Consider the following 15,186-nt stretch of genomic DNA (forward strand, 5'->3'; position numbering starts at 1 on the left):
CATGACGGTCTCTTGGGGTGGAGATCTCAAGCTCGCCTGTGTCGCTACGGACTCTCTTTTTAGTGTGCCCATTGCACTTATTAGGTTTATCGGCTTTCTCATGCTTGGGGTAGCCGAGATGCTCTTCCATTTCTGCTTCTAGGGCAGTGTCGATGAAGGACTGCATGAGCTGCTTTTGAAATGCTTTGATGTCTTCGAAGCTTCCAACGTGTTTAGCCATTTGTTCGGCTAATTTCTTTAGTTCTGTTTCTTTTGTCATTGCTTATTCTCCTTTACATTGGATTATAAGCAGTTACACAGAGTTTGGGAAAGGCCCCGAAAAGCCCACCTATTAGGTGCGATGGGTTATTGAAAATAAGGGCCGGCAACACAACTAGTCAGACTGGCAACCACTAGGCAAGTTGCCTTGTGGGGCCATGTTTGTGGTAGGTCATAAGACCTTTCTATCATTCAATATTTCCCTCATTCGAACGCTCTGCCTTCGCCAACTTCTTCATGGGTTACGCCGTCTCGGATGTGGTAGATACGCTTAAAAGTAGGAATAATTTTTTCGTCATGAGTGACAACGATGATGGCAGTTTCGAATTTCTGAGCCATGTCGTTAAGGATGCGAATCACTGCCATGGCACGCACGCTATCGAGAGCGGCGGTCGGTTCATCCGTCAGAATCACCGGTGGCTGATTGACCAATCCACGCGCAATAGCAACCCGTTGCTGCTCGCCACCGGAAAGTTGCGAAGGCATGGCTTGAGCTCGGTGTTGCACATCAAGTGCCGTGAGCAACGCCAATGCCTTCGCCCGTGACTTTGCATTCGAGATGCCTGCTAGCATTGGCAGCAGAGCTACATTGTCAGTGACATCCAGAAACGGAATCAAATATGGTGATTGGAAGACAAAACCAATTTTGTCGCGGCGCAAGGCACGCAAATCACGAACTTTCCAACCATCGTCGTAGATTACCTCATCGCCCAGCGTCATGCGACCGGCGCTCGGATCAATCACCGCGCCTAGGCATTTTAGCAGTGTGCTCTTGCCTGATCCGGAAGGACCGATCAAGCCAACAACCTCACCTGGTGCAACCTGCATATTCACGTCCTTCAACGCGTAGACAGCCGTGTCACCTTTTCCAAAGCGTTTGCTTAGGCCTTCGATGTGTATTCCTTTTTTAGTCATTGAGTTATCCTATCGCTTCGGCCGGATCGACCTTGAGTGCCATACGAATGGCGATAATGCTTGCAAGTATGCAAATCACGAGCACGGCAAGAAAACCGATCACCGAATCCATTGGCGTAAGCAGCACATACTTGGGAAACACAGGTGCGGCGAAAGTGGCCGTAATCTTGCCAACCACAAAGCCAATCACACCTAGTGCAAGCGCCTGTTGCATGATCATCGCCGCGATAGTTCGGTTACGGGTGCCAATGAGCTTCAATACCGCGATTTCGCGGATTTTGTCCATGGTCAGCGAATAGATGATGAAAGCAACGATAGCCGCGCTAACAATGGCTAAAATTACTAGAAACATGCCGATCTGCTTGGCTGAGGTAGCGATTAACTTGCCGACGAGGATGTCTTCCATCTGTGCCCGCGTGTAGACTGTCAAACGCTTCCAGCGCTGGATGGATTCGGCCACTTCATTCTGCGCATAGCCGGGTTTCAGTGTGACCAGTACGGCATTGACGGACAAGTTGGTATTCTGTGAAGCAATCACAGCATCTAACAAACCTGGCACACCGGGACGATTAAAAGCGGGATTGGCTTCAGTGCGCTGTCGGCTTTGCCAAATGGCGTCGTTGTTTTTGAGAAACTGGGCTTCTTGGGCATCCTTGAGCGGAACAAACACCATTGGGTCACCACTAGACGATACCATGCGCCGTGTTAGCCCCACAACAGTGTAATGATTGCGACGAATAGCTAGAGAATCTCCCAATTTAAAGCCGGTAGCGATATCGGCCACCGCCTCGTAGTGACTGCGCGTGATTTGGCGGCCAGCAACGAGATAAGGAGGCCATCCAGGTGTGGCTCCCAACTCACCAGGCGCAATACCAACTACCATGGCACGTACATCACTTTCGCCTTTATGTACTTGTGTGGTTAGGTAGGTCACGTTCGCTGCTTCGGCGACGCCCGGCATGGCAAGGATGGTGCGATAGACGTCATCGTTGATGCTAGACGACTCCGCGTAGGGACCCAGTGTATCCTTCTGCACCACCCAAAGATCAGCGCCACTATTATCGAGTAAGGCTTTGCCATCGTCCACCATACCCCGGTAAACTCCGGCCATAACGAGAGTGACGCCGATCAGCAGACCCAGACCAATACCGGTAAAGATGAACTTTCCCCAAGCATGAAGAATATCGCGACCAGCTAAGCTGATCATGGTGACACTCCTGAAATGCGATCGACTATATGGATACGACTGCCCACTTTCAATGCCTTTTCGCTATAGGTTACGACTTGATCACCTTTGTTAAGCCCTTCGAGCACCTGCACATAGCCATTGAGATCGGATGCACCGAGCTTGATCGGGGAAAAATGCAGATCACCATCCACTATTTGCCAGACACCGACCTTGTCCCCCTCACGCTGAACGGCAGCGTTGGAGATCAAAGGAACGGTCGGGAGCGCCGGTAAGTCAACGGTGACTTCTGCCAGTTCGCCTATTGATGGCAAAGAGTCTGGTTGATTATCGAAGGTCACCTTGGCGAGCATCTCCTCGGTTACCGCGTCGGCTTTGAGCTCCACACGCAGCACGCTACCTTTCAAGATTTGGCCGCTACGCGAACGCAGGATGATACGAGTCGGTAAGCCTGCAGCTAGCCCCGATGCATTGATTTGGTCAAAACGCACATTGATCCATAAACTTTTGGGGTCTATTACCTCTACCACCGCTTGCCCTGCGACGACCGTGGTGCCGGGATCAGCATCACGCACGGCAACGACCCCATCGACCGGCGCGATTAAGCGTAGATTACTTCTCTGCGCAATGAATCCTTCTCGGTCGGAGTGTGCTCGAGCAAGGTCTGCCTGAGCGACGGATAGTTCAGCATTAGCGACCTGTAGTTCCTGTTTTTTCGTGGCGACGCTCTCCTCACTGACCGCTTGCACTAACAATAATTGCTCATAGCGTTTCGCCTGTATTTGCGCATAGACTTGCCTAGCTTTCGACTCTTGTAATACGGCTTCCGCACGCTTGAGTACTGATTCTTGGGAACGAACCCGATCATCGAGATCAACCGGCTCCATCCCACCAAGTACCTGTCCAGCTTTGACCTGATCGCCCACATGCACATCCAAGCTTTTGACGCGACCTGCAAATATTGGTCCGATTTTGTAGGTATAACGTGATTCTACCGTGCCGATACCGAACAGCGCTGGGGTGATAGATCCCGACTCCACACTTGCCACCGTCACAGCGACGGGGGCGAGTGGGCCTGATCGTAGGCCGACATAGATAAAAAGGGCCAGCAATGGAATGATGATGGCAAGCAGCGCTAAAGTGCGTCCTTGTATGGGTAACTTCTTCATTGAATACCCCTTATGCCGCGCATATAAATCGCAAAAACCCGTGGCGCATCGTGCTGCATGCGTCCCACGTCACCTACCAGCATCGATTGCATAACCAAACCTTGAATGGTGCCAATGAACAGCATTGCCGCTGCCTCGTTATCAAGGGATGACGGCAACTCGCCGCTGGCCTTACCTTTATTAATGAGTAAATGCAAGCGTTCGCCGTAGCGCTGAATCAAAGTTTGCACCATACACTTGGCTGGTGTCGATTCGGCACGCTGAAGCTCTCCAAAAATCATTCTCGGTACACCTGGATGCTCGACCACGAAATCAATATGACTCATGAACATTGCTTCCATAGCTATCAAGGGTGACTCGATTCCTTGTGTGGATGTATCAATTTTAGCCAGTAGACGCTCTGCCACCCACTCCATGACCGCCTGCCAAATTGCTTCCTTATTCGGAAAATGCCGAAACAGTGCACCTTGGGTCAAGTTCATGTGTTTAGCGATTGCTGCAGTAGTAATCTTACTTGGGTTTTGCGTACCGGCGAGCTCCACGACGGACTTGATAGTAACGGTACGACGTTCATCAGCCGGTAGATTTTTTGAGTGGAAACTCATGAGTACTCCTAATAAGATAGTAATTGATTACTATCTTATCGAAAAGTGTCATTAAAGCAAGAAATAAGTCAAAATTCAACACGCTGGTCAACATCAGGCATCAGCGATGGGTTCGACGTCTTTATTTCCTATTTCTTGAGAAGGCTTTTAATAATCTCTTAGAGCCATACAAAGCTGCGATGGGTTCGCTATCTAAGAATATCAAATCTTAGTTCACAAAGATTTTTTTAAAGGTTTCAAGCAGTCAGCTGCAACAATACCTCTAGTATAGTTAGCTGAATGTAAAAATGTTATAGATTTAAACGCGCTACTGGTATAAATTTTACTTGCGTGCTGCGTTTCCAGAGGCTGCGCAACCTACGTTTAAAAATAGCATCCCAGTAGCGCTATGATATTTTTAGAGTGTATCGACTATAACTCAGTTGTCATAGTAGTAGAAGTTGCTAACGCCATTTATATGTAGTGTTAGCAACCTTTTTTATATTCAGTGTTTTTCTTAGGTAAGTTTTTCAATACTAAGGTTTGATTGGGTGCTTATTTGGTGTGTCATTTTAGAGCATACCTTATTAACTTATATGATGATAAAAAGTATAGCTCGATAACTACATTCTGATCAAAATTTTAAGGGAATCTATAGTCGATACACTCTAAAAATATCATAGCGCCACTGGGATGAATTTTGCGCAGCCTCTGGGAACGCAGCACGCAAGTAAAATTTATACCAGTAGCGCGTTTCAATCCATAACAGTTTTACATTCAGCTGACTATAGCTTGGGGCTTTTTAATATTTGAGGCTATATGCAATACAGGGTATCAGTAGTTAATCATCACGATCAACGTCGCTTACCTGACTGCGCGTAATCTTACCAGTCATGCTGTCGACAACAACTTTATGAATCTGACTGCCTTTACCAATTTCAACTTTGTAGACAGGCTTGCCAAAATCTATATCGAATTCTACTTCCAGCACTTTCCCTTTCAGCGTTTGGTTTGCTTTTTTTATGGCTTGAGACAAACTCACTTTTGCTTGTTTCATGGCCTTATATTCTGCCAAGTCTTCTTTGTCTAAACGCTCTGTGTCCCCTTTCGTGATCTTGCCTGTATTGGCATTCACGCTGACTTCTTGTTCATTATTGTTGGTAATGATGTTGATATCATAATGGCTATTTTCGTTACGATCTTCTTGATCAAAGTCTGCACTGATGATATCGCCTTTTACCGCTTTATTAGCAAGGGCCATCGCCTGCTCTAAACTGATTTTACTCTGTGACACTGCCGTTACCTCATTCATAGCAGGGGCTGCTTGACTGGCTGAAACAGAGGCTATGCTGAAGCTTACGACACTCAGTGCCATTACAAGAGATTTCTTCAATGTTGATAGTTTTTTCATAATAAAACCCTAAAATGCGTTAGTTTTTCTGCAGACTGTTTGTTAATTAGAATAAGAGATTCATTTAAAGATAAATAATGACATACAGTTAATCGCTATGTCTAAGTGATTTATGCTGAAAAACGTAACGGGTGTTATAACAAATAACGTTCGATAGAAGAATTCGATTTCATTGGTTCCCTGGGTATGCCTATTGTGAACCAATCAGGCTCATTCACTGGTTCGGTTCCCTAGTGAGGATTCGAAGCTTTGGTTGTGGGCTAATGGTAGCAACGTTTCAACTCGCTAAAATAGTCTGAGTGTACTTCGTTGTGTACTTGCCCTATATATTCTATCTGTGATCGGTGCGCTATATAGTAGACATCGAGCTGCTAGTATTTGCCATAATTATTCTTCTAGGAACAATGGTCGGTTTGGAGAGTTCTATACTGCCCATTTTAGATGGTGAAAAGGTAGTGATTTAACACCATTATTGGAACATGTTCAGTGCGTTATACAGACATCGAACTCCTAGCATTAGGTGTGAATTTAATGGCGACTAAATCAATAGCAGGGGTTATTATCATTAATTTTTCTTATTAAGATCTCCCATTTTGGTTTCTACAGGACTGTCTTGTGTAGCTCACATGATCCATGTATTACAAAAGCACAAAAAAAGGTGATAGAGAAATCATCATAGTAACTGTAACTGCCTTAGCTTTTAAAATAGCCAGCTACAAGCTACAGATCACTACTAGAGTTTCATCTACCACCTTCACTATCTTATGGTGACTGAGCGTTTAAGCCACCACAAGCGTTGCAGTCTAAAGGAGCTTATTTATGCCAAATACCTTTAATAGACTCCCAATACTCTGAGAAAATAGAGTCATTACGCTTCGTTTCTTCCTGACTATCTAGATGGGTAGGTGGCAAGATATGCTCATAATAGGTATCTTTTAATAGCTTACGTAATAAGCCTTCTCCAATAAATCCTTTGCCATCATTTAGCGTATTTGCCGCTCGTAATAGGTGACGAATGTCATATTGCGATGGATCTATATCAGGCACCTGTTTTTTGATATTCAGTAGGCTATATACCGCGACTCTAGCCGTACGAACAGAGCTTTCGACGGTGAATACCACATCATTTCTAGTTTCGACAAATTGTCCTACTAAGCCTAGATTAGTACAACCTTGCGGTACAATTTCAGGGCGGTCGCCTTGCGCACGTACCATAAACTGTGAGGTGATATATGGCATATAAGTAGATCTAACAATGGTATTGTCAACCACGCCGTCTAACTCATTGATAATACCAAGGTGGTGGCAGAGCTCTGCTAAAATCTCATTACCTGTACATTCTGGCATTGGTTTCTTAATATAATTGCCATCTTTATCCATCAGCAAACTATACACCCAAAGTACTAAGGTGTCCTTTGGTTGATCAGGGAAATGCGGCTGACGGTTACAAGTAAAGCTCATTACCCAGTTAGAATCGGTAAAGGTGACGATACCACCTGTCGCTGTTTTACCTGAGTATGGATCATTAACAGACAGCTCTTTAACCTTATCTACCAATGCAGAAGGCTTACAAGTCAGTGTGGCTGACATCCATGCAGACTCATTCACATTACCATTGAATTTTCCAGGATGACCAAAGACGCTGGACTTATGAGCAAGATTGTTCCAAAGCGTCCAACCTTTTGATTGCCCTTGATTGTCTAACATAGCATCTAGGTTTGGCGCAGAATCGTTATCACCATATCGTGTATCATCAGTCATTGTGCCTGTGGTTGCTACTACATAATCATTCTCTGTAATAGTAATACGGGTAGGCTTACCACCTACTTCTGCAATGATGGCTTTGACCGTTTTGGTTGGCTCATTAGCTGAACCCTTAACAGATTCATGGTCATCAGCTTGATTAAACTCAATATCTAAATCCGTCACCGAAGTATCGTATTGGAATTTAACCCCTTTTTCGATGAGATAGTTACGTAGCGGTACGATAAACCCATCATATTGATTGTATTTTGGAAATACTAGCATCGACATATTATGCAGACCATCTAAGTCATGCAAAAAGCGGTGCATATATAGTTTTAACTCAAGCAAGCTGTGCCATTTTTCAAAGGCAAACATGGTGCTCCAAAGTATCCAGAAGTTACTTTCAAAGAAGCTGTCGCTAAAGTAATCATTGACTCGCACATCATCTAATTCTTCTTTGCGTTTTAGTAGTAGACGTATCAATGCTAATTGGTCAGATTTTTTTAGAGTAACACCATTCGTTTCTTTGATTTTACCTTGCTGATGTACCAAACGAGCGATTGAATAGTTAGGATCATCATCGTTAATCAGTCTATATTCATCTAGTACGCTGTATGGCTCTGGCATCTCTACTGCAGGAATATCTTGGAAGACATCCCAAAAGTTCTCGTAGGTAAATTCCATCTCACGGCCACCACGTATGATGTAGCCATTCTTAGCATTACCTGAGCCATCCATGGAGCCGCCTGACACCTCTAGTTGCTCTAAAAAGGTGATATTTTCTGCCGGTACTTTACCATCACGAATGAAGTAGTAAGCACTGGATAAGCCCGCGATACCACTACCGATGATATAGACTTTACTGTCCTTATAAGCGTCGGTTGGTCTACCGATATTGCGTTGATAGTTGCCTATTTTGTCAGCAAACGGCAAGGTGTTTTGTGGGTAATGGTGTGGATAGGCTTTACTGGCATCTGGCTGATGTGGAAAGCTGTTGATGGTTTTTTGTTTTTCATTAGTCTTTTTCATTATGATCCCCTTAGTAGGTTAAAGAGTCTTAGGACTCAGTGTTGTTTTAAAATGAAGCCACTATTAATTTAAATATTTGTAGGTCAGTGACCAAATAAGAATGCAGTTATTGTTTACTGTTTAATACGTTATTAATTTCTTGAGAGACTAAATTGAATCTACTTCTTAGTTCATTAGAAATCTTATTTGGTAAGTCTTTTAGTTTTTTTAGTTTAAAAGCAAGGTATATACTGTAAAATCCACTGGTTATCAGGGCTAAGCCAGTCCATATAACAACTGTCATGCCACCAAGTACAGGGTTAGATAATAAGATAAAGGAGAAAACAATACCGATAACCGCTATTGCTGTTAAATACCCCCAGTTAGAAAAACCATATTCTTTTAACTCAAATGAATGGCTGACAGCACTAATGACCCCTGCCGTCAAATCCGTATACATAAACTTGGGAGATTTTAGTTACGCAGCTTGACGATAATAATCAAACCACATCTGTCTTGGCGATTTATAGCTCAAGCCCTTTTGAATCCTAGGGTGTGTATAGAATTCAAATGAGTGGCAACCAGATAAAGACACAAGCGAGCATTACCGCCGCTGCATAGCTATCTTTGAGCTTATCATATCGCGTGGCAATGCCCCTAAAATGTTTCAATCTAGCAAAAGCGTTTTCTACCAAATGACGGCAACGATACAAATACCAATCTAGTGTGTCGTTACAGCTTTTAGAGTTCGACTTAACAGGTATGACTGACTGAGCACAGTGCGTGAAGATACACTCTCTAATATCGCTACTATCGTAGCCCCTGTCTGCAATCACCGCTTTAGTCTGGTTATTAATCGTGCTAAATATCAACGCCTTTGCCATCTTAGAGTCATGTACTTGCCCACCTGACAGCTCAACATGTATAGGGTTGCCACAAGCATCGACCACTAAGTGCAGTTTGCTGCTATTACCTGCAACGCTTTTACCAATGGCCTCATCAAGATGACTGGCGGCGCCTGTACTATGCTGATGAGCTTTGACCACGCTACCGTCTATAAATAACCATTCACTATCATAGTTTGCTGTGACTATCTTCATGAGCTTTTGCCATTTACCGGTTTTACGCCAGTAACGGTATTGATGATATATGCTAGACCAATGACCGAAATAAGAAGGTAAGTCTCGCCATGGACAGCCTACTCGTATGCGGTACAACATGCCTTCAACGGTACGTCTTAGATTGGGCTTGTTATATACGTTAATTTGTCGCAATATAATAAATAGCTTGTGCCAATGTTCATCGTTGAGCTTGGTGCGAGCCATAAGTGACGCCTTGTTTCTTTGTTGTGGTAAACATTAGAGTAAGGCGTTGCTTATTTTTTTCAATGGTTCCTCAATTCTATACAGCCCCTAGTCTGGTTGTAATATAGCTCGATGTATCTAATGATATCGGTAATGGCGGCAAATCTAGTTTTATAATCCTTATGATATACCAACTCATTCTTCAATATGCCCCAGAAGCTTTCTATTGGAGCATTGTCGAAGCAATTACCTTTAGCGCTCATTGAACCTGTAAACTGATGCTGCTTAACGATCTTGTGGTAGGCATGGCTGCAATACTGGCTGCCTCTGTCAGAGTGAACGATTAGCCCTTTGTTTGGACGTTTATTCCTGATGGCCATGTTCAATGCGCGACAGACCAAATCTGCGGTCATGCGTTTGTTGATCGCATAGCCGACCAGCTCTTTGGTATATAAGTCTTTGACTCCCGCTAAATACAACCAGCCCTCATGTGTCCAGATATAAGTAATATCGCTTACCCATGCTTGGTTAGGGCGACTGGTGTCAAACTTCTGATCGAGCACGTTTGGATAGACCAGTTTGTGATGATTAGAGTCAGTGGTGACTTTAAAGCGCTTATGACGACGGCATTTGATGCCGTGTTCCTCTTTGATGCTTCTGACCATGTATAGACTAATATCATACCCTTGCTCGGTGAGCGTTGCATGCAGACGCTCAACACCATAGCGCTCATGAGTCTCACTATGAGCGGCTTTAACTAGTAGCTCGCACTGATTACGGTGTACCTGCTGACAGCTGATATCACGACTCAGCCAGTCGTAGTAGCTCGATGGTTTAACGCTAAGTACGCGGCACATCCTACTGATGCTAAAGATTTGCTGGTTGTCTTTGATAAAGGCGTACTTTACTAACTGTCACTGCGGACATAGCCCTTCGCCTTGCGTCACTAAAACAGTCTCCCAGACTGTTTCTTAACGTTCCTCATTCGCGAAGTACGCCGTCGCCTCATTCGAGCATAGCTCTCATCTTGCGTCGGGGCGAAGCAGTGCTTCGCTTTATCCCTCCTCATTTAAGATCTCGCGCTCCTCTTCGGCAACTTTAAGCTGTCGCTTTAGGCGTTTTACCTCTTCAAGCGCACTCATAAGTTCAGGATCATACTGCTTTGTTCCTACAAGCTTGCCTTGATTGGCTTTGTTATGCCAATTTGAGAGCGTTTGCATCTCTATTTCGAGCTGCTGAACAGTTGCACTCAAGTTACGATTGTTGTCTGTTATCTTTTTGACAGCTTCTACTACAAATTGACTGCCATGTTATGCCCTTTTAATGCCATAAATCTGATATCGTTCTCTTAGGCTTATATGTGTGTAGCTCACGGTTGCAATCTTGCTTTGGCAGTGGATAATGATTTTGAGGTTAGGGCATCTATGCCTATTTTTTATCTGCTCAGCCAAATATTTACAATCATCCATTATGGCTACGTTTGATGCCAGCATAATTTTTGATGCACCATCCAATATTTTTTTAATGACAATCAAAGGAGATTTATATGAAAGCGGCACGTTTTTATGACAAAGGCGATATTCGTATTGAAGATATTCCAGAGCCTACTGTAGAGTCGGGTACCGTTGGAATCGATGTCGCTTGGTGTGGCATCTGTGGTACCGACTTGCATGAGTTTATGGAAGGTCCTATTTTTATTCCCCCTTGCGGTCATCCTCACCCAATCTCAGGAGAGTCTGCCCCAATCACTATGGGTCATGAATTCTCAGGCGTCGTTTATGCTATTGGTGAGGGTGTTGATGATATTGAGATCGGTCAGCATGTCGTGGTTGAACCATATATTATCGCTGATGATGTTTCTACCGCGCCTGGTGAGAATTATCACTTATCAAAAGATATGAACTTCATTGGTCTTGGTGGTCGCGGTGGTGGTTTGTCTGAAAAAATTGCGGTCAAGCGCCGCTGGGTACATCCTATCTCTAATAAAATACCATTAGATCAAGCAGCCTTGATTGAACCGTTAGCCGTTGGCTATCATGCTTTTGTGCGCAGTGGCGCCAAAGCAGGTGATGTTGCTTTGGTCGGTGGCGGTGGTCCGATTGGATTGTTATTGGCGGCAGTTTTAAAAGCCAAAGGCATTACCGTCATTCTCACTGAATTGAGTACCAAGCGCAAAGAGAAGGCTAAAGAAAGTGGGATTGCCGATTACATTTTAGATCCGACTGAAGTAGATTTGACTGAAGAAGTCATGATGCTTACGGATAACCGCGGTGTGGACGTGGCTTTTGAATGCACCAGCGTCAATAAGGTATTGGACTCGCTGGTTGAACTTACTAAACCTACTGGTGTGGTTGTGATTGTCTCTATCTGGAGCCACCCAGCTTCCGTAAATGTACATAGCGTAGTCATGAAGGAGCTCGATGTACGTGGGACTATTGGTTATGTAAACAATCATCAAGAAACCATCAAATTGGTCGAAGATGGCTTAGTGAACCTTGAGCCCTTTATTACTCAACGTATCAAATTGGATGACTTGATTGCTAAAGGCTTTGAGACTTTAATTCACAACAATGAATCAGCAGTGAAAATTATTGTGAACCCGAACCTGTAAATAGTAAGGCAAGGGATATCCGGCTAGCTAGGTGGTTTTAATCCGTACGTTAGAATTTACCAAACCTCAAGTTGCCCAAATCTACCTAGGAAGCCTTAGACACACTGATCCCTGCTGTCAATACCGTACACTTAAACTTGGGAGATTTTAATCAGACAACTGGCGGAAGTTTTTTAGGGTATACCCTAGCGAACCAGTCAAGTGCTTTCACTGGTTCGGTTCCCTAGTGAGGACTTGAATCTTAGGGTGTAGGCTAGTGATAACAATAGCCTACATTATTTATAGCAGGTCAGTGTACATGGCAGTAAAACGCCCCGACTATATCGAAGGTTGATTTACTTGAGTCAGGCATCGCTGCCTGACAGGGTTAAAAGATCATAATAACGTTTTTCAAACTCACTCTTCTTAGGTGATGTGGTTAATAATGGGGTTTTGATCCTACATACCTGAAAAATTTCAATAGTAGCACTAAAACACAAACTCCTATTCAATCCCCTTAACGTCTTCTTAACAGGCTACTTGCTATCGTAAGGAATCATATTCCTTACGATCCTGTTGAGAATCCCGTTTATGTTACCCTCTCAAGCACTTAGCACTATTAGTAATCAAGCTAATACGAAAAAAAGCTTTGCAAGCAAAATTTTTGATCGCAAGATTAATCTTAGCTTTCTGATTATCATTGTCGTGCTTTATTTAATAGCTACTGCCAATATTGGCTTTTTTACGCAAGTGTTAAGTGTTTATCCACTTAGCACAAACATTGGCTTTATAGTGTCTCTCTCAGGCTTATTATTTAGCTTGATGTGGCTAATCGTTCAGTTGCTATGCTATCGACCCATTGCCAAACCAGTGCTGATTGCTTTAGTGCTGATAGCAGCTGTGTGCGGGTATTTTACCGATGCTTACGGCACCATATTTGATACTAATATGCTAATTAATAGCTTACAGACTGATCAAGCAGAAGCGATGGAACTGATGTCGCTAAGCTTTTTTATTCGGCTGCTAATATTAGGTGTTGTACCTGCTGTTATTATTAGCAAATTAAAAATAAAACCTACTTCCTTACGACGCTCGATACTACAAAAGACAGCTACTTTGATAGCGGCTATTGCCTTAGTAGGCGTTTGCTTATTGCCCTTTGGTGATCAATACGCCACCTTTTTTCGTCAGCATAAAATGGTGCGTAGTTATACCAATCCTATTACTCCTATTTATTCAGTCATCAAACTCGGTACTGATTATATTGATGAGCTACGCCGTCCTGATACGATGATACTGCACGCAACTGATGCCAAACGTAACGCTGCTAATGGTAGTACAGCAAAACCAAAACTCATGGTATTTGTCGTTGGTGAAACAGTGCGCGCTGACCATATTAGCTTAAATGGTTATAAGCGCGATACGATGCCACTACTTGCCAAGCAATCTAATATTTATAGCTTCAAAAATGCCACCTCTTGCGGTACTTCTACAGCTTACTCAGTGCCTTGTATGTTCAGTTATGCTAATCGTTCAGACTATAATCCGGATGAAGCAGACTATAATGAAAACGTGCTAGATACGCTCAATAAACAAGGCGTAAACGTTATTTGGCGCGATAATAATTCAAGCTCTAAAGGCGTGGCGGATCGAGTGACTTTTGAAGACTACAAAACGAGCGATATCAATCCAAATTGCGATGATGAATGTCGCGATATCGGTATGCTTGATGGTTTTGATAAGCTTGTAAAAACAGGCGCTTCTGCTAAAGATACACTGATTTTATTACATCAAATGGGCAATCATGGTCCCGCTTACTACAAGCGTTATCCTAAGGCTTTTGAAGAATATAAACCCGTCTGTATGACCAATGAGCTATCCAAGTGCGATGACCAATCAGTTATTAACGGCTATGACAATGCGATTCGTTATACCGATTACTTCTTGAATAACGTGATTGATACGCTAAAAACTTACGAGCCCGATTATGATGTGGTAATGGTATATATTAGCGATCATGGTGAGAGTTTAGGTGAGAATAATATCTACTTGCACGGCCTGCCTTACTCTATAGCACCCGCTGCGCAAAAGCAGGTGCCTGTCATTATTTGGTCGCCTACTAATAATAGTATTGATAAAAACAGCCTTATGCTTGATAAGCCAGTATCACACGATTTTATTACCCCAACTTTACTTCAATTTTTCGGTATTACCACCGACGAGATGCTATCAAAACCTACTTTTTTCCAGTATACCCATTAAATTATTTTTTATCCGCCTCACGCTTTTTATAGAGTAGTAGCCATTATGTATAAAATACTTATTATTGAAGACAATCCCGATATCGTCGCCAACATTTACGCTTTTTTTGAGACTAAAGGCTTTGAGTTAGACAATGCTCATAATGGCATTAGTGGCTTAACGCTAGCTTCAAATAATCGTTATGACGTTATCTTACTAGATGTGATGTTGCCTGGCATGGATGGCACCAAATTGTGCAAGGCGCTTCGAGAGGAATTGCATAATAAAACACCTGTGCTCATGCTGACGGCACGTGATACGATTCTGGATAAAGTCACAGGTTTTGATAGTGGCGCTGATGATTATTTGGTCAAGCCTTTTTCGCTCGTCGAATTAGAATCCCGTATTAAAGCTTTGATTCGTCGGCATCAAGACGATCATTTTCAACATAATATTACCGTTGGCAAACTGTCTTTAAATACCGATGAGCACACGGTTACTCGTGAGGGTAAATCACTCAAGCTCACGCCAACAGGGTTTAAAATACTGAATACCCTGATGAGCGCCGCACCTCGAGTCGTCAATAAGAATGAGCTTGAGGAAAAATTATGGGGTGAAGATATACCTCACAGCGATGCTTTACGTACGCATATGCATAGTGTGCGCGCTCAAGTTGATAAACCGTTTATTGAGCCGATGATCATGACCATAGCGGGCGTTGGCTATCAGATTATCAACCCTGATAAAGTCTAGGGCGTGTTGAACATTGGCGAC

Annotated in this window: 12 protein-coding genes and 1 pseudogene; 3 read left to right on the top strand and 10 right to left on the bottom strand. The window is 43.5% G+C overall.

The genetic code is table 11. The annotated features are described in order from the left end of the window. From B2P60_RS07635 to B2P60_RS07680, 10 genes and pseudogenes are all read right to left on the bottom strand, one after another. Positions 1 to 259: transposase (locus B2P60_RS07635; protein ID WP_286740389.1), on the bottom strand; the 259-nt coding region annotated here is incomplete at its 3' end. Positions 260 to 462: 203 nt separating this feature from the next. Further along, positions 463 to 1,173 (bottom strand): ABC transporter ATP-binding protein, encoded by a 711-nt coding sequence (locus tag B2P60_RS07640; RefSeq protein WP_087814831.1) that lies wholly within the window; start codon positions 1,171 to 1,173, stop codon positions 463 to 465. A 4-nt stretch (positions 1,174 to 1,177) separates the two neighbouring features. After that, positions 1,178 to 2,380, bottom strand: a complete 1,203-nt coding sequence (locus tag B2P60_RS07645) for an ABC transporter permease (protein ID WP_087814832.1) — start codon at positions 2,378 to 2,380, stop codon at positions 1,178 to 1,180. Then, a complete protein-coding gene (locus tag B2P60_RS07650) occupies positions 2,377 to 3,528 on the bottom strand; it encodes an efflux RND transporter periplasmic adaptor subunit (protein WP_286740393.1) in 1,152 nt (383 codons plus the stop codon). The genes B2P60_RS07645 and B2P60_RS07650 overlap by 4 nt, the downstream gene beginning before the upstream one ends. Next, the gene (locus B2P60_RS07655) at positions 3,525 to 4,133 is read right to left on the bottom strand and encodes a TetR/AcrR family transcriptional regulator (RefSeq protein WP_087814834.1); all 609 of its coding nucleotides are present in this window, start codon (positions 4,131 to 4,133) and stop codon (positions 3,525 to 3,527) included. Before B2P60_RS07655 ends, B2P60_RS07650 begins: the two co-directional genes overlap by 4 nt. 820 nt (positions 4,134 to 4,953) lie before the next feature. Continuing rightward, positions 4,954 to 5,523 carry a PepSY domain-containing protein gene (locus B2P60_RS07660; RefSeq protein WP_286740396.1) on the bottom strand — a complete coding sequence of 190 codons (570 nt, stop codon included), beginning with the start codon at positions 5,521 to 5,523 and terminating at the stop codon, positions 4,954 to 4,956. Positions 5,524 to 6,336: 813 nt separating this feature from the next. Continuing rightward, on the bottom strand, positions 6,337 to 8,298 hold the full coding sequence (locus B2P60_RS07665) for an oleate hydratase (RefSeq protein ID WP_286740398.1): 1,962 nt from the start codon (positions 8,296 to 8,298) through the stop codon (positions 6,337 to 6,339). A gap of 106 nt (positions 8,299 to 8,404) precedes the next feature. Continuing rightward, on the bottom strand, positions 8,405 to 8,737 hold the full coding sequence (locus B2P60_RS07670; RefSeq protein WP_286740399.1) for a DUF308 domain-containing protein: 333 nt from the start codon (positions 8,735 to 8,737) through the stop codon (positions 8,405 to 8,407). A 106-nt stretch (positions 8,738 to 8,843) separates the two neighbouring features. After that, positions 8,844 to 9,602, bottom strand: coding sequence for an IS5 family transposase (locus B2P60_RS07675; protein WP_192529359.1), 759 nt, complete (start codon positions 9,600 to 9,602; stop codon positions 8,844 to 8,846). An 86-nt stretch (positions 9,603 to 9,688) separates the two neighbouring features. Further along, positions 9,689 to 10,879 (bottom strand): annotated as a pseudogene (locus tag B2P60_RS07680) (IS3 family transposase); the annotation flags it as partial. 248 nt (positions 10,880 to 11,127) lie between these two features. Between B2P60_RS07680 and B2P60_RS07690 the strand changes: the two are divergent. The 3 genes from B2P60_RS07690 to B2P60_RS07700 all read left to right on the top strand — a co-directional run bounded on the left by B2P60_RS07690 (position 11,128) and on the right by B2P60_RS07700 (position 15,165). After that, a complete protein-coding gene (locus B2P60_RS07690) occupies positions 11,128 to 12,192 on the top strand; it encodes a 2,3-butanediol dehydrogenase (protein WP_058023639.1) in 1,065 nt (354 codons plus the stop codon). A 570-nt stretch (positions 12,193 to 12,762) separates the two neighbouring features. Beyond that, positions 12,763 to 14,433 (top strand): phosphoethanolamine transferase, encoded by a 1,671-nt coding sequence (locus B2P60_RS07695; protein WP_037058915.1) that lies wholly within the window; start codon positions 12,763 to 12,765, stop codon positions 14,431 to 14,433. Positions 14,434 to 14,478: 45 nt separating this feature from the next. Continuing rightward, entirely contained in the window at positions 14,479 to 15,165 is a 687-nt protein-coding gene (locus B2P60_RS07700) for a response regulator transcription factor (RefSeq protein ID WP_025645038.1), read from the top strand. Positions 15,166 to 15,186: the final 21 nt, after the last annotated feature.

Source organism: Psychrobacter sp. UBA3068 (assembly GCF_002366815.1).
Classification (GTDB): Bacteria; Pseudomonadota; Gammaproteobacteria; order Pseudomonadales; family Moraxellaceae; genus Psychrobacter; species Psychrobacter namhaensis.